This is a genomic window from Sulfitobacter profundi (genome assembly GCF_042661425.1).
GTDB lineage: Bacteria > Pseudomonadota > Alphaproteobacteria > Rhodobacterales > Rhodobacteraceae > Sulfitobacter > Sulfitobacter profundi.
On sequence record NZ_JBHSWA010000001.1, the window covers coordinates 1,776,570 to 1,801,525 of the forward strand.

Consider the following 24,956-nt stretch of genomic DNA (forward strand, 5'->3'; position numbering starts at 1 on the left):
CGTGCCTGCGGGGCATTGGCTAGGGCCAGCCGCGCGCAGACCGTGCAGAGCGCCGCTCTGCCGGGGTTAAAGAACCTTGATGACGTCCTTGTTGATCGCCAGCATATAGCCACGCCGGGCGATGTTTTTGACCAGCAGTTCCGACACCAATTGATTGCCCAAGGTGTCGCGCAAACGCTTGATCCGCGTGGCCCCGGCGGCCTCATCACAGTCGGCGGCGTTGCGGCCCGATATCATGCCTTCGATCTCGGACCCTGACAGCACGTCATCGTCCATCCGCGCTTCGGCCAAGACAGACATCGTCTCCATCGCCGCTGCGGTCAGTTTGAAACCGAGGTTGTTAAGGTAAACGGTATTCTCTTCGCGGCTGATCAGCAGGGAATTCACCTGAATGCCGGTCCGCTCAATCTGCGCCATGCGGCGGTTAAAGCCGACCAGCATGAACAAAAACACCATCGCCGCGACCAGCATGGCGCTGGCAAAGACCAGCAGCACGACGATCACGATGCGGTAACTGGCCAAAGTCTCAGAAAAGGCGGTGCCGGACTGGGCGAGGATTTCGAGAAGCTTGATCTCGGCTTGGGTGGTCAGATCGTCATTCTCGATAAAGATCCGCTCAACCCGAGCATTAAAGACGTTCGCATCCGGCAGCGCCCAAAGCAGGACAAGCGCCCCGACCAAAAGCACGGCGACCACGGCGGCGATGCCACCGATCACGAAACGCCCGCCAAATCTGCGCATGTCAGAAGCGGAGGTAGAATGTTCCTGCACTGTCTTTCCTTTGATCCAAGCCTTCGTCACCGAAGACAGACAGCACATTCAACAATGTCCAGCCCTCCGCTGCAAGACGCGGCGTGAGTTCGGTTTCGGCGGAGGCTGGCTCACAGGCCCCGGAAATCTGCGCCACCCCGTAATGGAGGCGCAGCGGATTGTCTTGCTTGGCCTTGTAATCGGCAAAGCATCCAGCCGTTGCCGCAGCGGGCAGGGCCAGTATGACCGCCAGCGCGGTCAGCAAGGAGAGACATGGGTTTGAGAGACATGGGTTTTTCATATGTTTTTAATGCGCTTTCGCCCGCTGTTATTCAATAACCAAGGCGTTTTGGGCGCCTTGTTATTGGATAACGCCCCCTGTTATTGCCTGTCTTAGGCCCTCACCCCAATTTGGTGGCACCAACAGACACACGAACCGATACGCGGTCCCCGAGTTATGACCGCAGAGGATCAAGGGCGCAGCAACGCGCCGATAAACGAGAAGGGACCAGACCCATGTACCGCAAGTTCATTGCTACCATCGCCGCCGCAGCGGTTGCCATCACCGCTTTTGGTGCCCGCCCTGCCGCCGCCGATGAAAAGGAAGTGTTGCGCACCCTCGCCGCGATTGCGGGCGTCGCGATCGTGGGCAAGATGATCTACGACAACAACAAAGAGCGCAACGAGCGTGAGACGGTCACCCGCCGCCGTGCCGCCCCCGTCTATGAGGCGCCGCGCTATTACCCCACGGTTTCCAAGAGGCCACACCCGCGCCCCTATATCGATCCGCGCCCCGAGCCGCACCGCAGCGCCCGGACCTACCCAGAGCGCGACCGCGCCACCTACCCCGAGCGCGAAGTGCGCCCCCTGCCAGAGCGGGTGGACCGCAAGCTGCTGCCGCAGCAGTGCTTCCGCAGCTATGACGGCGAAGACGGCAAGGTGATGATGTTTGGCGAGCCCTGCCTTGAAAAGAATTATTCCCAAGTCGACCGACTGCCCAACTACTGCGCCAAGCGCGTGAAGACGGCGGACGGCGCACGCTACGGCTATGATGCCCGCTGCCTGCGCGACTCGGGTTACAGCTTGGCCCGTCGGTAAATCCGGCGTGCCTTGACCGAGCGGCACGTCCCTGTCGCTCGGGTGTTGAAAGGGGGGTGTTCGGGCGCCTCCCCTTTCTCTTTTTTGGTTGCACCTTTTCGGCGCATGCGGTTTCACCTCGCCCTATGATACCTGACTTTGAATTTGAACGCGGCGCGGCTGCCCGCGGCTTTCGCACCATTGCCGGGGTGGACGAAGTGGGCCGGGGCCCGCTTGCCGGGCCGGTCACCGCCGCCGCCGTGGTCTTTACCGAAGGGCAGATCCCCGAGGGGCTGAACGATTCCAAAAAGCTGACCGCCCGCGCCCGTGAACGGCTCTATGATGAGATCATGTCGGTGGCCGTGGTTTGCGTGGCCCATGCCACCGTCGAAGAGATCGAAGAACACAACATCTTGCGTGCCAGCCATCTGGCGATGACCCGCGCGCTGGCCGGATTGGCCTGTGCGGCGGACTACGCATTGATTGACGGCAATATGCTCCCGCGCGATCTGGCGCTGCCTGCGCAACCTGTGGTGAAGGGGGACGCGCGCTGCCTGTCCATTTCGGCGGCTTCCATCGTGGCCAAGACCGTGCGCGATAACCTCATGGTGGATTTGGCGCAACAGCATCCGGGTTACGGTTGGGAAACCAATATGGGCTACGGATCGAAAAGCCACATGGCCGCGCTGCAGGATCTTGGTGTGACCCCACACCATAGACGTTTGTTCAAGCCGGTACACAATATCTTGTATCAAGCCAATTTGTTAACCGATTGATTCAAAAAAGAAATTGACCACGAATCTCTGATGGCCCATTTTATCCACAACCAATGAGCGCTTAAGCGCCGGGTAATGAGGCAGAGATATGAAAACGATGACAAAGGGCGCTGCGGCGCTTCCCTTGAACACTATTGTTGCGGGCGATTGCATTGAGGCAATGAACGCCCTCCCAGCAGAGTCGGTAGATCTGATCTTCGCGGATCCGCCCTACAACTTGCAGTTGCGAGGTGATTTGCATCGCCCGGACAACTCCAAGGTCGATGCAGTTGATGACGAATGGGACCAATTCGCCAGCTTTAAGGCCTATGACGATTTTACCCGCGCTTGGCTCAAAGCCGCACGGCGTTTGCTGAAACCCGATGGCGCGATCTGGGTGATCGGCAGCTACCACAACATCTTCCGTGTCGGCGCAGCGCTGCAGGATCAAGGTTTCTGGATCCTTAATGACGTGGTTTGGCGCAAGTCCAACCCGATGCCGAACTTCCGCGGCAAGCGTTTCACCAATGCCCATGAGACGATGATCTGGGCCGGCAAGAGCGAGAACAGCAAATACACCTTTAATTACGAAGCGCTGAAGGCGCTGAACGAAGGCATTCAGATGCGTAGCGATTGGGTGCTGCCGATCTGCACCGGCCATGAGCGTCTGAAGGACGAAGCAGGCGACAAGGCGCATCCGACGCAAAAGCCCGAAAGCCTGCTGCACCGCATCCTCGTTGGTTCGACCAACCCCGGCGATGTGATTCTTGATCCGTTCTTTGGCACCGGCACCACCGGCGCTGTCGCCAAGATGCTGGGCCGTGATTTTATCGGCATCGAGCGCGAGGAAGCTTACCGCAAGGTGGCCGAGAAACGCATCTCGATGGTGCGCAAGTTCGACAACGAAGCGCTGCAAACCACCACCTCCAAACGTGCCGAGCCGCGCGTGCCCTTCGGCCAGTTGGTCGAGCGCGGCATGCTGCGCCCGGGTGAGAACCTCTATTCCATGAATGGCCGCCACAAGGCCAAGGTCCGTGCCGATGGCACCCTCATTGGCAGCGATGTCAAAGGGTCGATCCATCAGGTGGGCGCGGCCTATGAGAAAGCGCCAAGCTGCAACGGCTGGACCTATTGGTGCTACAAGAAAGACGGCAAGAATGTCCCCATCGACATTCTGCGTCAGCAGATCAGGGCCGAGATGGCCAACTGATCTACTCCGAACAATCGAACACCGCCGGCACCCGTGGCCCCTCTGCGTGAGGGGCAGCCACACGGGTGCCTACCTTGACCCCGCCCCACGGCGGGGTTTTTTTGTTGGATCGGCCTAATTCACCCACCGCTTGCGGGCCTGAAACTCACGCAGCACGGCGTCAATATAGCGGGCATCGAAATCGGATTTATTCACCACGTAGAGCACCCCGGCAGAGGCGGCTTTTTCCCACATGCCGGGGGAGGGCCAATCGCTGACCATAATCACCGGCGTCTGTGCATGGCGGTCGTCGCAGGCCAGTTCCAGCGCGAAATTCGCGCCCAACCCGTCGGGCAGGTTGTTGTCGAGCAGGATCAGCGCCTTGTCCCCCGCGCTTAGCGCCTTGCGCGCGGCGTCGATGCTGGGGGCGAACTCCACCCGCATCCCGCCATAGGCGCGGGCCAGAACGCGGCGCAGCCTCTCTCTGTCAAACTCACTGTCCTCGACGATCAGACAGGTGCCATCATACGCCGCCCCCGAGGGCGCTTGCTGTTGCTGCATCAATACCACTCCACTGGTAACAATCGCAGCCTATGTGACAGGCAAAGTTTAACTTTGCGTTGCCGCGCTCAGAGACGGGGCAGGGGATTGCTGGCTTTGTTGTAGGCTTTCCAGTCGGTGATCTCAGGGTAGTACATCTCGCGCCATTTGCGCACGCGCGGGTTCATGATGCGCCGCCACAGCGGGGGGACCATCGCGGCCATCGTCATCACCGGATAGCCATAGGGCAGCTGCGGCGCGTCGCCCGTACCATAGGTTTGCAAGACCGGGAAACGCCGATCGGGTTTGTAGTGGTGATCGGAATGGCGTTGCAGGTTGATCAACAGCCAGTTCGACGCTTTATGGGCCGCGTTCCAAGAGTGGCGTGGCTGAACGTGCTCATATTTACCGCCGCCCAGATGTTTGCGCGTCAGCCCATAGTGTTCGATGTAATTGACCAGTTCCAATTGCCAGATCGCGACCCCGGCCTGCACGAGGAACAGGCCCAAGCCGCTCCATCCGCCCAGCACCAGTGCTAGCAACAGAAAGGCGGCTTGCAGCGCCCAGTATTTGAAAAACGGATTGCCCGGATCGGTCCACGGCAGCCCCTTGCGCGCCAGCATGTTCTTTTCCGCATGAAAGGCCGAGGTCAGCGACTCGCGCAGCACGCGCGGGTAGAAGCGTTGAAACCCTTCGTTATAGCGCGCCGTCACCGTGTCACGCGGGGTGCCGACATGGCGGTGGTGCACCAGCAGATGTTCCGACCGGAAGTGAGAATAGAGCACCATGGCCAGCAAAATATCCGCTAGCCGCCGTTCGGTCTTGTTCCGCTGGTGCATCAATTCATGGCTGTAGTTAATCCCGATGGTGCCGGTGATGACGCCCACGCCGAAGAACAGGAGAATACGCTCTGCCGCATCCAGATGCGCGGCCCGCGTGGCGTAATAGATCAGACCAAAGACGGTCAGGAATTGCAGCGGTGTCCAGATCAGCGTGACGAGGCGATACCAATAGAGATCATCCTCCGTCGCCTCCAGATCAGCGTTGTCGAGGTTCAGCCCCAGCACCGCGTCGAGCAGGGAAAAGAGATACCACGTCACCAGCGGCAGCAGCGCGATGGTCCAGCCGCCTTGCAGGGCACAAAACCACGCCAGCGGGATCAGCAGCAGCGACAGCCAAAACGGCAGGGCGCGACTGAGGCGGGCAAGGTCTTGTGGGGCGATGATGCGGTTCGGCATGGGGCACCTCATTGTTGTGCGCCAGATATACCGCAGATCGCCGGGGGTACAAAGCCTGACGCGGCGCTAGCGGGTCAGATCAAAAGCCTTGCGCATCACGGTGGGCAGATCGCTGGGGCTGAACTGGTTTTGGCCGATGAATTCACCGTTTTGCGGCGCGGTATCATGGCTGACACGCGCGTGCTGCACGGTCAACATCAGGTGAAAATGGGTGAATGTATGGCGCACCTCGCTGGCAGAGGCTGCCAATCGGCTGTTAGCGGCGGGGTCCCTTCGGGGCGCGGCTCAGACGTGTCGACCCAGTCAGAACCGGGCCAACCTAGCATCCCGCCAAGCAGTCCCTTGTCAGGGCGCGTTTCCAGCAGCCATGCGCCGTCCTCGCGCTGGGCGAGGTAGACCGTGCCGTGCCGCACGGGTTTCGGCTTTTTCGGGGCTTTCTTTGGCAGCAGCGCCGCTGTGCCTTCTGCCCGCGCGACGCAGGGCTCGCGCCACGGGCAGATGCCGCAGGCGGGGGACTTTGGCGTGCAGATTGTAGCGCCCAGATCCATCACGGCCTGGGCATAGTCTCCGGGCCGGTCCTGCGGGGTCAGCGCGACGGCCCGCGCCATCAACTCGGGCTTCGCAGCGGGCAGCGGCGTGTGGATGTCATAGACCCGCGCCATCACCCGCTCGACATTGCCGTCGAGCACCGCGTGGGGCAGATCGAATGCGATGGAAGAGATCGCCGCTGCCGTATAGGGCCCGATTCCTGGCAGTTTCAGCAACGCATCATGATCCGCAGGGAAGCTGCCGCCATGGTCTGCCACCACCACACGCGCGCATTTCAACAGGTTGCGGGCGCGGGCGTAATAGCCAAGCCCCGCCCATTCGGCCATCACATCGGCATCTTCAGCCGCAGCAAGGGCCGCCACATCCGGCCAGCGGGCGGTGAACCGCGCGAAATAATCCTTTACCGTGGCCACGGTGGTCTGCTGCAACATGACCTCGCTCAGCCAGATGCGGTAGGGATCGGGCGTGACACCTGCCATCCGGTCGTGCGGCGGCACCCGCCACGGCAGGGCGCGGGCATGGGTGTCGTACCATTCCAGCAGGATCGGCGGCAGCTTGCTGACGGATGTATTCTCACGCAATGTTTAGGCCTTTCCACAGGGCAGGGGCTGGTGACGCTGGGGCAAATGGTTATGTATGTCAGCATATTCGGGAAACAAAGCCATGCCGCCACGTCGTACGACTACAAAAGGGTTTAAACGCACCGACAGCCTGCTCTCGCAGCAGATTCGCAAGGCGAGCGAGACCCGTGGCTTTGCGCAATCGCGCTTGTTGACCCATTGGACCGAGATCGCAGGCGAAGCAACTGCCGCCATCTCGCGCCCGGTTGAGGTCAGCTATGGCCGCAAGGAAGGCATCGGCGCCACGCTGACCCTGCTGACCACCGGGGCCAATGCGCCCATGCTGGAGATGCAGAAAGAGCAACTGCGCGCGCGGGTCAACGCGGTCTATGGCTATAACGCGATCGCGCGGGTGCGCATCACCCAGACGGCGGCGACCGGCTTTGCCGAAGGGCAGGTGGCGTTTGACCATAAGCCCAAGGCCGAAAAGGCCGCTCCGAGCCCTGCATTGCAACGCAAAGCAGCCGAAGCCGCTCAGCCCGTGGCCGACGAAGGGCTGCGCGAAGCCCTTGCACGTCTGGGCGAGAACATATTGAACAAGAACCAAAGCTGACCACCTAAAGCTGACGTAACAGACAAAGGAACACCTCATGAATCGCAGAAACGTAATCCTTGGCGGTCTCGCCACACTCGGCGTCGGTGGCTGGTTTGCCGCAAGCAGCTTCGGCTCCTCCCCCTCGGCAGCACCGCGCTGACACCTTTCGTTGGTGCCGCGAATGCCCAGACGACTGAAGGCGATGTGGATACCTCAGGCATCACCGAGATGGTCATGGGCGATGAAAACGCGCCGGTCACGATGATCGAATACGCCTCCTTCACCTGCCCGCATTGTGCGACCTTCCACAACGACACCTTCAAAAAGCTGAAGGCTGATTACATCGACAGCGGCAAAGTGAAATTCATCTACCGCGAAGTCTATTTCGACCGCTACGGCCTCTGGGCCTCCATGGTGGCGCGCTGCGGCGGGCAAGAGAAATTCTTTGGCATCGCTGACCTGATCTACAAATCGCAAAGTGAGTGGACCCGCGCGGGCGAGCCTGCGGCCATCGTCGACGAGCTGCGCAAGATTGGCCGTCTGGCTGGCCTTGATAACGAGACGTTGGACGAATGCCTGAAAGACGGCGCCAAAGCCGAGGCGCTGGTGGCATGGTACACCGAGAACTCCAAAGAGGATGATATCTCTAGCACGCCGAGCTTCGTCATCGACGGCAAGAAACACTCGAACATGTCCTATGCCGACATGAAAGAACTCCTCGACGACGCGCTGGCGGGCTAATGACCGCCCCGCTTGCAGGACTGAAAGTCGTCGAATTGGCGCGTGTTCTGGCCGGCCCTTGGGCCGGTCAGACACTGTCGGACCTCGGGTGCGAGGTGATCAAAGTGGAAAGCCCGGCGGGGGATGACACCCGCCAATGGGGCCCGCCCTTCGTCACCCGTGACGAGGATGTGACCGCTTCCTATTTCCATTCGACGAACCGGGGCAAAGCCTCTGTCACCGTGGATTTCCGGACCGAGGAAGGTCAGGCGCAGGTCAAGGAACTTTTGGCCGACGCGGATATCCTGATTGAGAATTTCAAGACTGGCGGATTGGCGAAATACGGGTTGGACTATGCCAGCCTGTCTGCGCAGTTCCCCAAGCTGATCTATTGCTCGATTACGGGTTTCGGCCAAACCGGTCCTTACGCCCACCGCGCGGGCTATGATTTCATCATCCAAGGCATGTCCGGACTGATGTCGATCACCGGCGAGCCGGACGGCCTCCCGCAGAAATCCGGCATGGCGATCACCGATATTTTCACGGGGGTCTATGCCAGCACCGCGATTTTGGCCGCTGTGCACCAGCGTCACCAAACCGGCGTGGGGCAACATATCGACATGGCGCTGCTGGACTGTGCGGTGGCAATCACTGGCAATCAGGCGATGAACTATCTGACCACCGGCAAGGCGCCGACACGGATGGGCAATGCGCATCCGAACCTGACGCCCTACGAGGTGTTTGAATGTTCCGATGGGCATCTCATCATCGCCACGGGCAATGACGGGCAGTACCAGAGGCTGTGTCAGTTGCTGGGGCTTGAGGATATGGCCACCGCGCCGGAATACCTCAAGAACGCCGACCGTGTAGCCAACCGGCCCGAGATGATCCGCCGCCTGACCGGGGCAACCCGTCTGCGTAGCCGGGATGATCTGCTGGCCGCTTGCGAGGCGCATGGCGTGCCTGCCGGGCCGATCAACGACATGGCCGATGTCATGGCCGATCCGCAGGTCGTGGCGCGGGGCATGCAGATCGAGCTTGATGGCGTGCCGGGGCTGCGCTCGCCCTTCACCTTTTCGGGGCCGAGCTTTCGTTGCACCGCCCTGCACCGAAATTGGGCGAAGACAACAAGGCCTAGGGCGGTGGCAGCCTGTCCAGCGCGGCGTGCAGCGCATTGCCTTCGGGCAGGGACAGGCGCACCGGCAGGGTCAGCACCTTGGCGCGGAACTCCATCGGCAGGCGCACGGCGTCTTTCTCGGTGGTGACAAGCTGGGCGCCGCGCATCGCGGCTTCGGTCTCTAGCCGGAGCATCAGCCGTGGCGTCAGCGGCTGGTGATCCTCCAGCGCTTCGGCATGGAGGATCGTAGCCCCCAGCCCGCGCAGCGTGGCGAAAAACTTCTCAGGGTGGCCGATGCCTGCAAAGGCGAGCACTTGGGAATCCGACCAATCCATCCCGGTCTGCAGGGGCGCGAGTTCGGCGCGTGCATGGGGCAGATCGGTGTTCGGTAGCCCTGCCGCGAAACGGGTCTGCGCCGCTTCATCCCCGATGGAAAGCAGCAGGTCAGCCCGCGCCAGCCCCGCCGCGACAGGCTCGCGCAGCGGCCCGGCGGGCAGGCACAGGCCGTTGCCGAAACCTTTGACCGCGTCCACCACGACGATGCTCAGATCCTGCGCCAAGGCGGGGTTCTGAAAGCCGTCATCCAGCACCACGACAGTGGCGCCCGAAGCCTCTGCCGCCTGCGCACCCGCGGCACGATCGCGGGCGACCCAGACATCCGAGAATGCGGCCAGTAGCAGCGGCTCGTCCCCCACCTCCTCGGCGCTGTGCTGTACGGGGTCGACCCGCACCGGCCCCTCCAGCGTGCCGCCATAGCCGCGTGAGACGACATGCGGGCGATGGCCGCGCTCTAGCAGATATTGCAGCACCGCCATCACCGTGGGCGTCTTGCCGGTGCCGCCCGCGTTGATATTGCCGACGCAGATCACCGGGATATCCAAGCGCAGCGGCGTACCTGTGGCCAGCCGCCGCGCGGTGGCAGCGGCATAAAGCGCGCCCAGTGGCTGCAGCAACCGTGCACGCCAATCGGGTCGGGGCTGATGCCAGAAATCAGGCGCGTGCATTTGAGGCCCCCGCATGGTCGTCGAGGCTGTCTTGGATCAATTCGATCACCCTATCGGCCAGTTCGGCCCCCTCGCTGATCACGTCCCAGCCCGCGTGGGCCATGGTCGCCGCCTGATCCGGTGCGATCAACCGCGAGACCGCATTGCCAAGCGCACCCGCATCGTTGACGATCCGCGCCGCCCCTGCTGTGGCAAGCCGCCCGTAGGACGGCAGAAAGTTCCGCACCTTGGGGCCATAGAGCACCGCAGATCCAAGCGCTGACGCCTCGAAGGGATCGCAGCCGCCATGGCCCGACACCAGCGAAGAGCCAAGGAACGACACGGGTGCGACGCGGAAAAACAGCCCCCGGTCGCCGGGGTCATCGGCCACCATGACTTGAGTGGTTTCATCGGGGTAGGGATCATCCCCCACCGCATCGCGGTGAATCCCCGCGCGCGGGCGCGTTCATAGGCGATATCGGCGGTAGGGTAGTCATGGGTGTGCAGGATCAGCAGCAACCGGTGCGACAGACGCAGCGCTTGGCGGTGAGCGGTCAGCACGACGGGTATCTCTTCGGGCAGGATTTGTGTCGCATACCAGACCGGGCGACCGACAAGGCATGCCGACATATCCGCCAGATCCGTTTCCGCGCAGCGCAGCGCTTGGCCGCCCGTCAGCAGTGGCGAAGTCACCTCTCCCTTGCTGCGCGGCAGGCCCAGTTGCACCAGACGGCGCAGCACGGCCGGAGAGCGGGTGAGCACCTGATCGAAGGCGGACAACAACTGTCGGGTCACATCGGGCATCCAGCGGTCCCGGCGACCATCGAAACCAGCGCTGTCGGCGTCGATCATCATCATCGGGCAGCCGCGCGCCGCGGTTTCCAACACCAGATTGGGCCTCAGCCCACCCCATGTCCACAGGCAAAAGCCGGGGCGCCAATGGTCAAGGAACCGCGCCACATTCTCGGGATGTTCACTGGGGGCGGGAAGGATGAAAAGATCGCGGGTGTCGGTCGGCGGGAGGTCTTGGGTGGCCGCGCTCTCCGAAAGGGTCACCAGCACCGCGACGCGGTCGCGCATCGCCATCAGACGTTTGGCAAGGTCGAGCACGGCCAAGACATTGCCCGCCTCGGCGGCATGCATCCAAACCAGCTCACCCTCGGGGCGCGCGGCATAGGGCGCTGCGTCTTCGGCCCCGCCCCGGCGCACAAGGGCGCGATAGGCTGCAAGCCCAAGCGACCGCGCCGCCATGGTGGTTTATTCCAGCTCTTCGGTGGGCGAGGCCGAGGTTTCCTCGTCGCGCAGGCGGTGCAGATGCGCGATGAAATAGCGCATATGGGCGTTATCCACGGTTCGGTGCGCTTCGGATTTCCATGCGTCATAGGCGCTGGCGTAGTTGGGGAAGATCCCGACGATATGGATGTCGTCGACGTTCTTGAAAGCGTTCTTGGTCGGATCGACAAGTTCGCCACCGAAAACAAGGTGCAGGCGTTGGGTCATGGAGCTGTCCTTTGATCTGTCAAAGCTGCGGTGCTGCGCATAGTGCCTAGCAGATGGGGCCGGTCACGCAAGGGCGTCGATCAGCGCGCGCTGCACCATTGGGCCGCCCGCGACGATACCATCCACGCGCGGGTCGGGATTGTTGAACCTGAGCGGCGCGCCCGTGGCGGTGGCGCAGGTGCCGCCCGCCTCGGCCACGATCAAGGTGCCAGCGGCGATGTCCCATTCCCACGTGCGGCGCAGGGTGATCATCGCGTCAAACGATGCATCCGCCACCAGTGCCATGCGGTATGCGAGCGAGGGACGGTAGCTGCGTTTGAACACAGGCGGTGCGCCGCCGTGCCAACGTTCTGCCACCAGCGCGGGCCGCGCGGCGAGGACGGTCGCCTCGGCCAGATCGCCGATCTCTGAGGTGCGGATCGGCGTGCCGTTCAGCGTGGCCCCACCGCCCCGGCTGGCAGCGTAGAGCATGTCGCGCATTGGCAGGTAGACCACCGCCGCCGTAACCTCGCCCGCCTCGGCCACCGCCAGTGAATGCGCCCATGTGTCAGAGCCTTCGACAAAGCTGCGGGTGCCGTCGATCGGATCGATGATGAAGACCCGTTCATGCCCCAGTCGGTCGGTATTGTCCTCAGTCTCCTCAGAGAGCCAGCCATAGCCGGGCCGTGCGCCGCGCAGTTCCGCCAGCAGCAGGTCATTCACCGCCAGATCGGCCTCGGTCACCGGGCCTGCGTTGTCGGGCTTGTCCCAGCGTTTTGCCGTGGCCCCGACAAAGCCGCGCGCGACCGCACCTGCCTTAAGGGCGGCGTCGATCAAAAGGGAGAGGTCGTCCTCAGGCACCGGCAAGGGTCATTCCCGGTACCAGCAGAGAGGGAACAACACGGCTGAGATGTCTGCGGGCATCATTGGCGGGGATCATCGCCCGCAGCATGTCGCGCAGATTGCCCGCGATGGTGCATTCGTTGATTGCATGGGTGATCTCACCATTCTCGACCCAAAGGCCCGAAGCTCCGCGCGAATAGTCGCCCGTATTGGGGTTGATCGTGCTGCCGATCATCGAGGTCACCAAAAGCCCGGTGCCCATCTCAGCGATCAGATCGTCGCGGCTGGCCTCACCTTGGGTCAGCGCGATGTTCCAGTTCGAGGGCTGCGGGCCAGAGCCGGGGCCCCGCGCGGCGTTGCCGGTGGGGGTAAGCTCCAGCTTGCGGGCCGTGGCAAGGTCGAGCGTCCAGCCTTGCAGGATGCCTTTTTCAACGATGGCGCGTTGCTGGGTCGGCAACCCTTCGGCATCGAAAGGACGTGAGCCGGTGGCACGGATGCGGGACGGGTCTTCGATCAGGGACAGACCTTCGGGCAGCACCTGTTCACCCATCGCATCGCGCAGGAATGACGCCCCGCGCGAAATCGCCTGACCGTTGATCGCGCCCAGCAGATGCCCGATCAGCGACGCGGCGATGCGTTCGTCAAACAGCACCGGATAGCTGCCGGTGGGCGGCTTGCGCGCATCCAGCCGCGCCAGCGCGCGTTCGCCCGCGCGGGTGCCGATCTCTTGCGCGTCGCGCAGGTCGGCCTGAAAGATGCGGCTGTCGCCGTCGTAGTCCCGCTCCATCCCCGTGCCGCTGCCCGCAATGGCAACGCAGGACAGCCCGCGTTCACTGCGGGCATAGCCGCCCTCAAACCCGTTGGTCGCCGCGAGATGGATTTTCTGTGCGCCATAGCCAGCGCCTGCGGATTGCACTTGGCTCACCCCTTCGACGGCCAGCGCGGCGGCTTCGGCGCGGGCAGCGTCATCTTGCAGGGCTTCGGGGGAAGGCTCTGGCGCGGGGTCGCAAAGCTCTAGCCCTTCCGCATCGCGGCGGGCAGAGAGTTGAGCGGGATCGGCCAGCCCCGCATAGGGGTCTTCGGGTGCTTCGCGGGCCATGGCGACGGCGCGTTCGGCCATCTCTTCAATCGTGCGCGCGGAGGTATCGGAGGCCGAGACATTGGCCGAGCGTTGCCCGACAAAGACCCGCAGCCCGATGTCCGTTCCTTCAGAGCGTTCGGCCTGTTCCAGCGCCCCGCCGCGCACTTCGATTGAGACGGAGCTTGCCGTGATCGCCATGGCATCGGCCGCATCCGCACCGGCCTTGGTGGCCGCCTGAAGGAGGGACTTGGTCAATGCATCAAGGGCGTCTGGCATGGTCTGGCTCCTTTTGGGGTTGGAAAAGGGGTAATCCCCCGCCCCGAGAGGGGCAAGGGCCGCGCTGTATTTTCCCACGCGGAAAGGGCGCGGACCAAGGCCGCGCCGGTTGTTATTTGATCTGCTGACCGTTGGCGAGGATGCCGCCCTCTTCGGTGAACTCGATTCTGGAGGTCAGGAATCTTCGCCTTCGCCCGGGACGGTAAAGAGCCCCATCATCATCCGCGCGCCCAGTGCCTGCTCCTGTGGGATCAGCCCCATGGTCACCAATTTGTCGAGCAAGGCCACGCCGCCGATCAACGACAGGTCCAGCGCGCCGACGGGCTTTGGCATGCCGGGCACGGTTTGCATGTCTTCGTTGTCAAAGGTGATCGCCCCCGTGGCATCGAACTCGGCCCCTGCTACGTCAAGCGTGACTTCGTTTACGTTCAATTCGTGAATTTCGCCCGGTGCCTCATCGCCCATGGTGGCGGTGACTTCGGGGTCCATCAGTTCAAACAGCAGCTTGGCCTTGCCCGACAGGTCCACGACCAAAGTTGCCGGGTCGCGAGGCAATTGGCCGGTGGGGTCAAAGATGCCCCAGATCATGTCCGACATCTTGAAGCTGTCGAGCTTGACGCCAAAGGCAAAGTCCTGCGGCTCTTCGGACTTCATCACCGGCATTTTCAGATTAAACGCACTTTCCGCCATGCTGAACTGGATCGGGAAGGGCATGTCGGCGGCGGTGACGCTGACTTCGATGTTCTGCTGGCCACCGTCATAGGAGAGCCCTTCGGGCCCCATCGCCACGCCCAGCTTCGCCCCGGTTGAGCTTGAGGCCAGCTGAAACTCTCCATTTTCGGGGTCAGAGACTTGCATGTCGGTGCGGCCTGCGCCAGCGGTAAAGCTGCCGCCAAAGGTCAGACCTTCGCGCATCATCGCGGCCACGTCGGCGCCTGCGTCGATCATCGGCAGCGCGCCGCTGCCATCAAAGACCACCTGATCCACGCCGCCCTTCACGGCGACACGGGCAGGGTCCTCGGGGGTTTTCATCACCACGTCATATTGCAGGCTGTCGATGCGGCCCGACTGGTCGTAGCGGCGCGTATCGGTCCCGGTCATTTCGGTCCGGCTGCTGACGCCGCTGCCGGTCAGGGTGAACTTGGCTTCTTCTTCGGTATAGCTTTCTTCGCCGACCTTGAGCCCCGCAAGCGTGAGCGAGATGCTGTCGGCGGCATAGTCATACTGCAGCGCCTCAGCGCTGCCGCTGGCGCGCATCACCGGGGCGGTCTGGGCGTAGTTCAACACCATCGACACCGGTTCATCCTCGGGCGTTTCGGGCGCGACGTTGATCGTCATCGGCATGACATTGGGCATGCGGATATTGACCGCGCCGTCACCTTCCGGCTCGAAACGCAGCGTGCCGAGCGACAGGGAAAAATCGCCACCCTCTTCAGCCATGTCCATCTTCAGGGTCACATCGCTGACGGTTAGGTCCGCACCGTTAAAGGCTTCGCTCGCCTCAACCTGATAGCCCATGCTCTGCATATACTGGCGCCAATCGCCCCAGACTTCGGCAGGGGTCAGGTCGGCCCAGAGGGGCGTCGAGGCCAGCGTGACCGGCAGGGCGAGAAGCAGCGACGCTGTGGGGATGCGAGACATCGGAAAATCCTTTTCGGCAATGAGTTGTGCATAGGGTCTGCCAATCCCCGCGCAGGGTCAAGCGACGCGAGGCTGGACCCGGGTTGATCGGCAGATTACCACAGCCTCCAAGTAATGTACAAAATTAGCGGAAGGATCACCCCATGGACATGACAGGCAAGACGATCATGATTACCGGTGCCAGCCGGGGCATCGGCGCCGCCGCCGCGCGGGTTTTCGCCGAGGCAGGCGCCAATGTCGCCCTGTTGGCGCGCAGTCAGGATGCCATCGCCGAATTGGCCGGAGAGTTGGGCAATCGCGCCATCGCCATCCCCTGCGATGTGACCCGCTATAACGAGATGACCTCTGCGGTTGAGACAACGCGCCGGGCGTTTGGCGGGCTGGATGTGCTGATCAACAATGCAGGCGTGATCGATCCGATCTCGCTCATGGCAGAGGCCGATCCGTCGGATTGGGCCAAGGCGATCAACATCAACGTGACTGGCGTCTTTCACGGCATGCGCGCGGCTCTGCCACTGATGAAGGAAAACGGCGGCGGCACGGTGCTGACGATCTCTTCGGGGGCCGCGCACAACCCGGTGGAGGCATGGAGCCACTACTGCGCCTCCAAGGCGGCGGCGAATATGCTGACCCAGTGTTTGCACCACGAGGAGAGCGGCAACGGCATCCGCGCCATCGGTCTGTCGCCGGGCACCGTGGCCACCGACATGCAGCGCGACATCAAAGACAGCGGCGTGAACCCGGTCAGCCAGCTTGACTGGGACGTGCATATCCCCGCCGATTGGCCCGCGCGCACGCTGCTGTGGATGTGCGGCCCCGAGGCGGATCGTTTCCTCGGCGATGAGATTTCCCTGCGGGATGAGGGCATCCGCAAGGCGGTGGGCCTCATATGATCGAGCTTGACCGCGCGGGCGACATCTGGACCGTCACGATCAACCGCCCCGACAAGGCCAATTCCCTGACCCATGCCATGCTGGTCGAACTCGCCGATATCATGGAGGAGGCACAGGCCGCCCGCGCGGTGATCCTGACCGGTCGCGGCAAGGTGTTCAGCGCGGGGGCCGATCTTGACGAAGCCCGCGCGGGACTGGCGAAATCGGATGTTTGGGAGCGTCTGTCGGGCGCAGTGGCTGCCCTGCCGGGGCTGAGCATTGCCGCGCTCAATGGCACGCTGGCGGGCGGTGCGATGGGCATGGCGCTGGCCTGCGATCTGCGCATCGCGGTGCCGGGGGCGAAATTCTTCTATCCGGTGATGAAGCTCGGGTTTTTGCCGCAGCCCTCGGACCCGGCGCGGATGGCGGCGCTGATCGGCCCTGCGCGGACCAAGCTTTTGCTGATGGGCGGGCAGAAGATCACGGCGGAGGAGGCGCTGACCTTTGGCCTGATCGACCGCCTTGTCGAGGCGGAAGAACTGCAGGATCACGCGCTGGCGCTGGCCGCCGATACGCTGGCTGCGCGGCCCGAAATCGCGCAGGAAATCAAACGGATGTGCAGCCCCGCCTAACGCTTGCGCGTGCCACCCGGCACTTTGGAACGAAAACCGGGCGGGCGTTTCGCCACCCATGCGGCGAATTTGGCCAGCCTCGGATGGCCACGCAGCGCTTCAGGCGTGTTGTAGTGCCGCGCCAACTCAGTCTCGGTCAGAGCGGCGTGCACCTCGCGGTGGCAAATGTGGTGCATCAGCACCGTCGGCCCCCCTTGCCGCCGCGCAGCTTGGGGATGAGATGATGCAGGCTCTGTGGCACATCCCGAGGAATGGGCCGGTGGCAGAGCGGGCAATCTGGTAAGTCCTCGCCTTCGGTCACGGTCCTCCCTTTCGCTTGCATTGCAGGGCCACGGCAGGCAAGAGGATGTGTCAAATCCTCCCCAAGGCAAGGACAGGCCGATGGCTTCCCCGTCAGAAAATCAGACCGAAGGGCGCGCCGCGTGACCCGCGCCTTGGTCATCGGGGGCGGCCCCGCAGGGCTGATGGCGGCCGAGGCCATGGCAAAGGCGGGGCTGTCGGTCACGCTTTGTGAGACGAAGCCCTCGGTCGGGCGCAAGTTCTTGATGGCGGGCAAATCCGGGTTGAACCTGACCAAGTCCGAACCGTTCGCGCCCTTTCTCGCCGCCTATGAAGAGGCGCAGACCGCCTTGCGCCCGATGCTGGAAGCCTTCGATACCCAAGCGGTGCAGGACTGGGCCGAAGGATTGGGGCAAGAGGTCTTTACCGGCTCGACGGGGCGGGTTTTCCCCCGTGCGATGAAAGCCTCTCCGCTGCTGCGGGCTTGGCTTGCGCGGCTGGCGGAATGCGGGGTGACGATCAACACCCGCTGGCAGTGGCAGGGCTGGGACGGGGATGCCTTTGTTTTCGATACGCCCGGCGGGCGGGAAGTGGTCGAGGCCGATGTGACGGTATTGGCCCTTGGCGGTGCAAGTTGGCGGCGGCTTGGCGCGACGGGGTCATGGGCGCCCCTGCTGGCCGAGCGCGGCGTGGCCCTGCGCGATTTCGCCCCGGCCAACGTCGGGCTGCTGGTCGATTGGTCGCCGCATATGACCCGACATTTCGGCGCGGCGCTCAAGGGTGTGGCATGGCGCGCTGGCCCCTACACCTCACGTGGGGAGGCGGTGATCTCGGCCCGTGGGCTGGAGGGCGGGGGCATTTACAGCGTCTCGCGCGGGCTGCGCGAAGGGCAGGGGCTGTCGCTTGATCTGCTGCCGGACTTGCAGGTCCGCGATGTCGCGGCACGTTTGGCGAAGCCGCGCGACAAGGACAGTCAGGCCAACCATCTGCGCAAGCGGCTGAAACTGACCCCCGCCCAGATCGCGCTGCTGCAAGAGATGGCGCGCCCGCTGCCGCAGGAGGCCGAGGCGCTGGCCGCCTTGCTGAAAGACCTGCCCATCGCCCACGCCGGGCTGCGTCCGATGGATGAGGCGATTTCGACGGCGGGGGGATAGCGCTCGACGCGCTGGATGCGGGGCTGATGCTGCGCGAGGTGCCGGGCGTCTTTGCCGCCGGGGAAATGCTGGATTGGGAAGCGCCCACGGGCGGCTATCTGATCAACGGTTGTCTGGCGACCGGCCATTGGGCGGGCCGCCATGCTGTGGAATGGGCGCGGCGTTAACCGTTTTCCTTGGCCATCGCGGCGACGAAGGCAGGGCGTTCGCGCAGGGATTTCGCCCAGAGGTTCAGTTTATCATCCACGCGCGGGAATTTCGCGCCGATGGACCAGTTGATGCAATGCACCGCCAGCAGGTCGGGGACGGTGATCTGATCGCCCATCAGAAACGGCCCCTCCAGGCGGTCAGACAGGTTTTTGGCCGCACGTTCGAACTCGGCCTTGAGGCTGTCTTTGATCGCGGGCACGCGCGCTTCCTCGGGGAAAATGAAACTGTGTTTTGCCGCCGCCCAGAGGATCGCGTCGAACTCGTCGATCAGCCAAAAGGTCAATGCGTCCTGCCGCGCGCGTTCGGGCGTGCCTGCAGGGGCGGTCAGCGCGCCGTGCTTGTCGGCCAGATAGGTCATGATCGCGAGGGAATCGGTCAGTACCTCATCGCCGTCCACAAGCGCGGGGATCTTGCCCGAAGGGTTGTATTTGCGCGCCTCTTCCGAGCGCGGCGCGGCGGGGTTCAGCGCGTAGGGTTGGCCCAATTCTTCGAGCATCCACATGACGCGAAAAGCGCGGGATTTGGTGCCGCCGATGACAGTATACATTGAATTTCCTCTCCCAAAATCAACGTTGTGCGCCCAGCATCGCCAGACGGATAAAGGCCCGCTCGACCAAAGCCAGCGCCGGGGCGTGCTGCCCAGCAGAGCGCAGCTTGAGGTCGGTTTCGGTCAGCACCGCAAGCGCGGTTTCCAGCTTCACCGCGCCCCAGTTGCGCGCCTGCCGCATGGCGCGGTCGCGGTCGCGCACGCCATAGATCGGCGCGCCGGGGTTAGCGGCGATGCGGTAGAGGGTGCGGAAATGCCGGGTCGCCATGATGATGAGGGTCACCGGGTTCACACCTTGGCCTTGAAGCTTGCTCATCACCGGGCCGATTTCGGCGGCGCGGGTCTCGGCGACGACATGCAGGATGTCGTCGACCTCAGCCTCGGTTGAGGTGGGGGCGCAGGCGGCAATGTCTTCCAGCCCGATGGGGGTGCTGTCGCCCAGTTTATAGAGCGTGATCTTCTCTAGCGTTTGGCGGAAATCACCCGGATCAAGGGTGCGGGCCAGATCGCTGAGCGCGGCCATGGCGTCGGCCTCGGGGGTGAGGCCCGCATCCTTTAGCATCTGTTCGATCTCGGCCCGGTCGGGCGGGTTATCATAGATCGCGGTGGCATAGGCGTTGGGGTGGCTCTCAAAGGCTTTGAGCACCTTGGAGGTTTTTTAGATCGCCCGCCGTGACGATGATCTGCGCGTCGCCCGGCTGCCAGTCTTTCAGCGCGTCGAGCAGGATTTTGGCGATATTGTCATTTGCCTCTTCCACCAGCGCCGCTCGGGGGCCGGGGAAGAACCCGACGGCCTTGATCGCGTCCATCAGCATCGCCGGATCGCGGCGCAATTCACCTGCTGGCATCCGGCTGAGGCGCATTTCCTCTTCGGCATTGGCGCCAAGCAGGTTTTTCAGGAATTCCTGCCGTTTCAACGCCACGCGCATGGCATCGCTGCCGTAGATCAAAAGCCCCGTCCGCGCGGGATCAGGCCGCGCGAAATAGGGCTTTGCGTCGCGCGGGGTGAGCTTCATTGCGGCAGGTCAGCTGCGTAAAGACGGCTCACGACGAGATCAGCCAGAATCACCATTAGGCGCTCCTGCGCGTCCAACTCGGCGGCACGGGTGGCGACGGTGGTGCCGGTGGCGGAATAGCCGGTAAAACTTTCGACCTTGCCCGAGGTCACGATTTGTCCGCTGTCGAGATCGCGCAGCGCGTAAGAGGTGGTGCCAAGCAGGTTATAGCGCCGGGTGTTGCCTTCGCTGTCGATGGCCAGCCCGTCTTCGGTTGTGGTGGTGGTCAGCGCCAGCCCCCAGCGGGGGTGGCGGCACGGCCCAAGCGGGTTTCCACCTCGCGCACCAGAAAATAGCCAAAGCGGTCTTCGGGCGCATCGACCAGCACGCGGTTTTGCAGGGCCGTGCCTGCGCCGCCGGGGCCATAGACCGGCTCGAACCCGCAGGCGGCGAGCGCCAGCAGGGGCAGAGCCAACAGGAAGCGGCGGCGCATATGGGTGGGCTTAGGCAACGACATTCACAATCCGTCCGGGCACGACGATGACCTTTTTCGGTGTGGCCCCGTCCAGCGTTCGAATGACAGCTTCATGCGCCAGCGCGATTTTTTCAACCTCTTCCTTCGGCATGTCGGCGGGCACCTGAATTTCCGCCCGGCGTTTGCCGTTGATCTGGATCGGCAGGGTCACGGTGTCATCGACCAGCATCTTCTCGTCGGCCTTGGGCCATGGGGCCTTGGTGATCAGCCCTTCGCCGCCTTGATGCGCCCAGATGTCTTCGGCCAGGTGCGGGGTCATCGGGGACATGAGCTGCGCCAGCGTCATGATCGCTTCGCGCTGCGCGGCATAGCCTGCCTTGGATTTCTGCAAGGTGGCGGTGAAGGCATAAAGCTTGGCAATCGCCGCGTTGAAGCCGAAGGATTCGACGCCCATCGTCACGTCATGGATCGTCTTGTGCATGGCGCGCAGCAACTCGTCGTCGCCGGTGCCTGCCGCATCGCGGTCCATTTCGCCCACGCGGTCGCAGATGTTCCAGACGCGGGAGAGGTGTTTATAAGACGCCTCGGCACCGCTGGCAGTCCATTCGACGTCCCGCTCGGGGGCGAATCGCTCAGCACGAACCAACGCGCGGTGTCGGCGCCGTAGTTCGAGATGATGTGCAGCGGGTCGACGACGTTCTTCTTGGATTTGGACATTTTAGCGGAGGGGATGATCTCCACCTCGGAGCCGTCGCTGAGTTTGCCCTCGGTCACCTCTTCGGGCAGGTGATAGACCGGGCGGCCATTGGCGTCGCGCGTCTGGTAGATCTCATGCGTCACCATACCTTGGGTAAAGAGCGCGTCGAAAGGCTCGGCCGCCCCTTCGGGCAGGTGGCCGGTGATCTGCATGGCGCGGGCAAAGAACCGGGCGTAGAGCAGGTGCAGAATCGCATGCTCAATGCCGCCGATATATTGATCGACGTTCATCCAGTAGGCAGCATCGTCCAGATCGGTCGGGGTATCGGCGCGCGGCGCGGTGAAGCGGGCGTAGTACCACGAGCTGTCGACGAAGGTGTCCATCGTGTCGGTCTCGCGCAGCGCGTCCTTGCCGCAGGCGGGGCAGGCGCAGTTGCGCCATGTCGGGTGGCGGTCAAGCGGGTTGCCGGGGGTCTCAAAGGTGACATCATAGGGCAGCTCGATCGGCAGGTTCTCTTTCTTTTCGGGCACCACGCCGCAGTCGTCGCAATGGACAACCGGGATCGGGCAGCCCCAGTAGCGCTGGCGCGAAAGGCCCCAGTCCCGCAGGCGGTATTTGGTGACGCCTTGGCCGATGCCGTTTTCCTCGCAGAAGGCGATGGCGGCATCGACGGCCACTTCGCCGGTCTGCCACTGGTCGCCTGCGAAGCCACGGTTGTAGAAGACCTTTTCGGACTTCTGCGGCACATAGGCCTCGGACAGCTTGGGCGAGACATCCTCGGACGGCAGAAAGGTCGAGATGATCGGCAGATCGTATTTGCTGGCAAAGTCGAAATCGCGCTGGTCGTGGCCTGGGCAGCCAAAGATTGCGCCGGTGCCGTAGTCCATCAAGATGAAGTTGGCGATATAGACGGGCAGTTCATGCGCCGTGTCAAAGGGATGGCGCACGCGGATGCCGGTGTCATAGCCCAGCTTCTCGGCGGTCTCGATCGCCTCTTCGGTGGTGCCGCCCTTGCGGCATTCGGCGCAGAAGGCGGCGACGGCTTCATCGTCGCGTTCCAGCGTCTTGGCCAGCGGGTGATCGGGGGAAATGCCGACAAAAGACGCGCCCAGCAGCGTGTCGGGGCGGGTGGTGTAGACTTCGATGCGGTCGAAACCTTCAGGCGCTTCGATGGTCGAGAAGGCAAACTGCAGCCCGCGCGATTTGCCGATCCAGTTCGCCTGCATCAGCTTTACCTTGGCGGGCCAGTTGTCGAGGCTGTCGAGCGCCGAGAGCAGCTCTTCGGAGTGATCCGAAATCTTAAAGAACCACTGCGTCAGCTCGCGCCGCTCTACCGGCGCGCCAGAGCGCCAGCCGCAGCCGTTCTCGACCTGCTCGTTGGCCAGCACGGTCATATCGACCGGGTCCCAGTTCACCACGGCGTTTTTGCGGTAGACCAGACCCTCTTTGAGGAAGTCGAGAAACAACGCCTGCTGCTGGCCGTAGTAGCCGGGGTGGCAGGTGGCGATCTCACGCGACCAGTCGATCGACAGGCCCAGAGGTTTCATTTGCTTCTTCATCTCGGCGATATTGGAATAGGTCCAATCCGCCGGGTGGCCGCCGATCGCCATAGCAGCATTCTCGGCGGGCATGCCAAAGGCGTCCCAGCCCATCGGGTGCAGCACGTTATGCCCGGTGGCAATCTTGTAGCGCGCGATCACATCGCCCATCGTGTAGTTGCGCACATGCCCCATGTGGATGCGGCCCGAGGGGTAGGGGAACATCTCAAGCACATAGTACTTCGGCTTGTCAGCGTTGCGGGTGGCCTGAAAGACGCCATCCTTTTCCCAGGCTTGCTGCCAGCGGGCTTCGATCTCGGCGGGGGTATAGCGGGGCATGAGGGGACCTTCGTGACATGAAAAACGCCGGGCTGCTGCTTTCACAAGGCCCGGCGTTGGAAAGGTGTTGAGTTAAGCGGGCTCAGAATTTGCTGTCGGACACGCGCATTTCCCGCGCCCGGCTGAGGATCGCATCCTCTACCGCGCGGGTCGTGGCCCGTGCCACGGGCTGACCGCCAGAGGTTTGCAGCGCCACGTTGAGCGAGCGGGCATCCAGTGCCGGGTCGTCGATCAGCACGGTCGCGCGATAGGCACGGCCACCGCCCGGAGGGTGCCGTAGCCCGTGACGATAACCCCGGTGAAAGGATCGACCGATTGCACCGGCAGGAAGTTCAACACTTCCAGCGAGGCCGACCAGAGGTACTTGTTCACTGAAACGCTGGAATCCGTGTTCTTGCGATTGAAGATCGACCAGATCGTATTGTCTGGATTGGTCTCAATGTTATTGGGATTGTTCGGGTTGGTGTATTGATCCGGCCGTTCCGTGGCTGGGCTGCCAAAGCCCCCACCACAGGCGGCAAGCGCGCTGAGCGCCAGAACGGAGATCGCCATCTTGCAAGCGGTACGAAGGGCCATTGCAGCTTTCCTTTGCCTGTTTGCGCTCCGGTCTATCCAAGCAGGCCCTTATCGGCAAGGTCTATGTCATAGGTGCCTGTTCGGGCGCTCTGCCCCTGCGCCAAAGGCAGTGACGGGCAGGCGGGGCAGGCCCGGGCGGCGAAACTGTGGCATAGCTGCACCAGCGTCAGCGACATTGAGGGCGGGGGCGCGCGAACCTTGCCAAGTGCGGGGCATTGGGGGCAAACACCCTTCATACCCTTACCGGATTCCCCGGTCTGGGCATATGAATTCAAACCGAGGGAAAACTCATGAAAAAGTTCTCTTCGCTACAACAGCCCTGGTTGCGACCGCCGGTGTAGCAGCAGCAGACGTAACATTCGGCGGCTACGGCCGTTTTGGTATCCTGTACAACGACACAGCAGCAGGCGACTCCACAGACGTCACCAGCCGTTTCCGTCTGCAGATCGACGCGACAGCTGAGTCCGACGCTGGCGTTGTCTTCGGTGCCCGTGCACGCATCCAGCAGAACAACTCGGATGAGCAGCAGTCGATCAACGAAGGTCCCGACAACGTTCTCGGTACAGCTGATGACTTCGCAGAAAATGCTGGCCCAGCCGGTACAGGCATCAACGGTGTGCGTTTCTTCGCTCGTACCGGTGGTTTTGAAGTCGGCGTTGGCAACATCTTCGGTGCTCTGGAATCCATGCCGGGTCAGTACCCGATCGACCTCGGCCTGACCGGCCTGGGCTATGACTACACCGCGTTCGGCGGCAACGGCGACGCATACTCCTCCGGTGGTAACGGCGCAGCTGGCTCCAACGGCGTTGAAGTCATGTACTCCGCTGGCGATCTGTCGGTTCACGTGTCGGCTTCCGACACCAACGACCGCGTTGCTGGTTACGTTGCTTACACATGGAGCGGCTGGACCTTCGCAGTTGGTGGTCAAGACTCCGACGACGCAGGCGACACCGAGTTCACAGCAACAGCTGGCGGTTCCTTCGGCATCGCCGACGTGACACTGGCGTTTGCTGACAACGGCACCAACGGTGACCGCGTTGTTCTGGCCGGTCGTTTCGACGTTGGCGCAGCGACAGACGTAGAAGTCTATGTTGCTGACCAAGACGGCGCAGGCAACGACACCGGCTACGGTGTTGACTTCAACCACGACCTGGGCGGCGGTGTCTCCCTGCGTGGTGGTGTTGCTCACCGCTTCAACGGCGACGACCGCGCCGACATGGGTGTTCGCTTCAACTTCTAAGTTGAACGA

19 protein-coding genes and 9 pseudogenes are annotated in these 24,956 nt (G+C 62.9%); 10 read left to right on the plus strand and 18 right to left on the minus strand.

Going from position 1 to position 24,956, the window contains the following annotated elements:
* Positions 1–66 precede the first annotated feature (66 nt).
* Together ACFQAU_RS09280 and ACFQAU_RS09285 are read right to left on the minus strand one after the other, a co-directional pair.
* Positions 67–741: a winged helix-turn-helix domain-containing protein gene (locus ACFQAU_RS09280; protein ID WP_082849503.1), complete on the minus strand. Its 675-nt coding sequence runs from the start codon at positions 739–741 to the stop codon at positions 67–69.
* A gap of 1 nt (position 742) precedes the next feature.
* On the minus strand, positions 743–1,051 hold the full coding sequence (locus ACFQAU_RS09285) for a hypothetical protein (RefSeq protein ID WP_120349986.1): 309 nt from the start codon (positions 1,049–1,051) through the stop codon (positions 743–745).
* A gap of 215 nt (positions 1,052–1,266) precedes the next feature.
* Between ACFQAU_RS09285 and ACFQAU_RS09290 the strand changes: the two genes are divergently transcribed.
* From ACFQAU_RS09290 to ACFQAU_RS09300, 3 genes are all read left to right on the plus strand, one after another.
* Positions 1,267–1,848, plus strand: coding sequence for a hypothetical protein (locus ACFQAU_RS09290; RefSeq protein WP_067942030.1), 582 nt, complete (start codon positions 1,267–1,269; stop codon positions 1,846–1,848).
* A gap of 125 nt (positions 1,849–1,973) precedes the next feature.
* On the plus strand, positions 1,974–2,603 hold the full coding sequence (locus ACFQAU_RS09295; RefSeq protein WP_132444102.1) for a ribonuclease HII: 630 nt from the start codon (positions 1,974–1,976) through the stop codon (positions 2,601–2,603).
* Between the two features lie 88 nt (positions 2,604–2,691).
* Positions 2,692–3,792: a site-specific DNA-methyltransferase gene (locus ACFQAU_RS09300; RefSeq protein WP_067942027.1), complete on the plus strand. Its 1,101-nt coding sequence runs from the start codon at positions 2,692–2,694 to the stop codon at positions 3,790–3,792.
* Positions 3,793–3,906: 114 nt separating this feature from the next.
* On the opposite strand, the gene ACFQAU_RS09305 is transcribed toward ACFQAU_RS09300, so the two are convergent.
* The 3 genes and pseudogenes from ACFQAU_RS09305 to mutY all read right to left on the minus strand — a co-directional run bounded on the left by ACFQAU_RS09305 (position 3,907) and on the right by mutY (position 6,679).
* A complete protein-coding gene (locus tag ACFQAU_RS09305) occupies positions 3,907–4,332 on the minus strand; it encodes a response regulator (protein ID WP_120349989.1) in 426 nt (141 codons plus the stop codon).
* Between the two features lie 68 nt (positions 4,333–4,400).
* The gene (locus tag ACFQAU_RS09310) at positions 4,401–5,549 is read right to left on the minus strand and encodes an alkane 1-monooxygenase (RefSeq protein ID WP_132444103.1); all 1,149 of its coding nucleotides are present in this window, start codon (positions 5,547–5,549) and stop codon (positions 4,401–4,403) included.
* Positions 5,550–5,615: 66 nt separating this feature from the next.
* Positions 5,616–6,679, minus strand: a pseudogene (gene mutY, locus ACFQAU_RS09315) (A/G-specific adenine glycosylase).
* A gap of 82 nt (positions 6,680–6,761) precedes the next feature.
* Between mutY and ACFQAU_RS09320 the strand changes: the two are divergent.
* From ACFQAU_RS09320 to ACFQAU_RS09330, 3 genes and pseudogenes are all read left to right on the plus strand, one after another.
* Entirely contained in the window at positions 6,762–7,271 is a 510-nt protein-coding gene (locus tag ACFQAU_RS09320) for a DUF721 domain-containing protein (RefSeq protein ID WP_132444104.1), read from the plus strand.
* A 144-nt stretch (positions 7,272–7,415) separates the two neighbouring features.
* A pseudogene (locus ACFQAU_RS09325) lies at positions 7,416–7,994 on the plus strand (DsbA family protein); the annotation flags it as partial.
* A pseudogene (locus tag ACFQAU_RS09330) lies at positions 7,994–9,111 on the plus strand (CaiB/BaiF CoA transferase family protein). The pseudogenes ACFQAU_RS09325 and ACFQAU_RS09330, both read left to right, overlap by 1 nt.
* Here the strand turns inward: ACFQAU_RS09330 and lpxK are convergent.
* From lpxK to ACFQAU_RS09365, 7 genes are all read right to left on the minus strand, one after another.
* The gene (gene lpxK / locus ACFQAU_RS09335; RefSeq protein ID WP_132444106.1) at positions 9,108–10,094 is read right to left on the minus strand and encodes a tetraacyldisaccharide 4'-kinase; all 987 of its coding nucleotides are present in this window, start codon (positions 10,092–10,094) and stop codon (positions 9,108–9,110) included. The pseudogene ACFQAU_RS09330 and the gene lpxK overlap by 4 nt on opposite strands.
* Positions 10,081–10,224: a hypothetical protein gene (locus ACFQAU_RS09340; RefSeq protein ID WP_386281849.1), complete on the minus strand. Its 144-nt coding sequence runs from the start codon at positions 10,222–10,224 to the stop codon at positions 10,081–10,083. Before ACFQAU_RS09340 ends, lpxK begins: the two co-directional genes overlap by 14 nt.
* Positions 10,221–11,324 (minus strand): 3-deoxy-D-manno-octulosonic acid transferase, encoded by a 1,104-nt coding sequence (locus ACFQAU_RS09345; RefSeq protein WP_386281852.1) that lies wholly within the window; start codon positions 11,322–11,324, stop codon positions 10,221–10,223. Before ACFQAU_RS09345 ends, ACFQAU_RS09340 begins: the two co-directional genes overlap by 4 nt.
* Positions 11,325–11,330: 6 nt before the next feature.
* The gene (locus tag ACFQAU_RS09350) at positions 11,331–11,573 is read right to left on the minus strand and encodes a DUF4170 domain-containing protein (protein WP_132444107.1); all 243 of its coding nucleotides are present in this window, start codon (positions 11,571–11,573) and stop codon (positions 11,331–11,333) included.
* A 63-nt stretch (positions 11,574–11,636) separates the two neighbouring features.
* Positions 11,637–12,413, minus strand: coding sequence for a 3'(2'),5'-bisphosphate nucleotidase CysQ (locus ACFQAU_RS09355; protein WP_132444108.1), 777 nt, complete (start codon positions 12,411–12,413; stop codon positions 11,637–11,639).
* The gene (locus tag ACFQAU_RS09360; RefSeq protein WP_132444109.1) at positions 12,406–13,752 is read right to left on the minus strand and encodes a TldD/PmbA family protein; all 1,347 of its coding nucleotides are present in this window, start codon (positions 13,750–13,752) and stop codon (positions 12,406–12,408) included. Before ACFQAU_RS09360 ends, ACFQAU_RS09355 begins: the two co-directional genes overlap by 8 nt.
* Before the next feature lie 174 nt (positions 13,753–13,926).
* Positions 13,927–15,393: a DUF2125 domain-containing protein gene (locus ACFQAU_RS09365; RefSeq protein WP_386281858.1), complete on the minus strand. Its 1,467-nt coding sequence runs from the start codon at positions 15,391–15,393 to the stop codon at positions 13,927–13,929.
* A 143-nt stretch (positions 15,394–15,536) separates the two neighbouring features.
* Here ACFQAU_RS09365 and ACFQAU_RS09370 point away from each other — a divergent pair, with 143 nt between their 5' ends.
* Entirely contained in the window at positions 15,537–16,286 is a 750-nt protein-coding gene (locus tag ACFQAU_RS09370; protein ID WP_132444110.1) for an SDR family oxidoreductase, read from the plus strand.
* Positions 16,283–16,897, plus strand: a complete 615-nt coding sequence (locus tag ACFQAU_RS09375; protein WP_132444111.1) for an enoyl-CoA hydratase/isomerase family protein — start codon at positions 16,283–16,285, stop codon at positions 16,895–16,897. Before ACFQAU_RS09370 ends, ACFQAU_RS09375 begins: the two co-directional genes overlap by 4 nt.
* Here ACFQAU_RS09375 and ACFQAU_RS09380 read toward each other — a convergent pair.
* Positions 16,894–17,219, minus strand: a pseudogene (locus tag ACFQAU_RS09380) (HNH endonuclease). The gene ACFQAU_RS09375 and the pseudogene ACFQAU_RS09380 sit on opposite strands and share 4 nt — an antisense overlap.
* Before the next feature lie 100 nt (positions 17,220–17,319).
* Here ACFQAU_RS09380 and ACFQAU_RS09385 point away from each other — a divergent pair.
* Positions 17,320–18,497 (plus strand): annotated as a pseudogene (locus ACFQAU_RS09385) (TIGR03862 family flavoprotein).
* Here ACFQAU_RS09385 and ACFQAU_RS09390 read toward each other — a convergent pair.
* From ACFQAU_RS09390 to ACFQAU_RS09410, 5 genes and pseudogenes are all read right to left on the minus strand, one after another.
* The gene (locus tag ACFQAU_RS09390; protein ID WP_067624420.1) at positions 18,494–19,087 is read right to left on the minus strand and encodes a glutathione S-transferase family protein; all 594 of its coding nucleotides are present in this window, start codon (positions 19,085–19,087) and stop codon (positions 18,494–18,496) included. The pseudogene ACFQAU_RS09385 and the gene ACFQAU_RS09390 sit on opposite strands and share 4 nt — an antisense overlap.
* Before the next feature lie 19 nt (positions 19,088–19,106).
* Positions 19,107–20,103, minus strand: a pseudogene (holA, locus tag ACFQAU_RS09395) (DNA polymerase III subunit delta).
* Positions 20,100–20,599 (minus strand): annotated as a pseudogene (gene lptE / locus ACFQAU_RS09400) (LPS assembly lipoprotein LptE). The pseudogenes holA and lptE overlap by 4 nt, the downstream one beginning before the upstream one ends.
* A pseudogene (leuS, locus tag ACFQAU_RS09405) lies at positions 20,586–23,131 on the minus strand (leucine--tRNA ligase). The pseudogenes lptE and leuS overlap by 14 nt, the downstream one beginning before the upstream one ends.
* An 82-nt stretch (positions 23,132–23,213) precedes the next feature.
* Positions 23,214–23,707, minus strand: a pseudogene (locus tag ACFQAU_RS09410) (DUF3576 domain-containing protein).
* Between the two features lie 265 nt (positions 23,708–23,972).
* On the opposite strand from ACFQAU_RS09410, the gene ACFQAU_RS09415 reads away from it, so the two are divergent.
* The gene (locus ACFQAU_RS09415) at positions 23,973–24,947 is read left to right on the plus strand and encodes a porin (RefSeq protein WP_386281864.1); all 975 of its coding nucleotides are present in this window, start codon (positions 23,973–23,975) and stop codon (positions 24,945–24,947) included.
* Positions 24,948–24,956 lie beyond the last annotated feature (9 nt).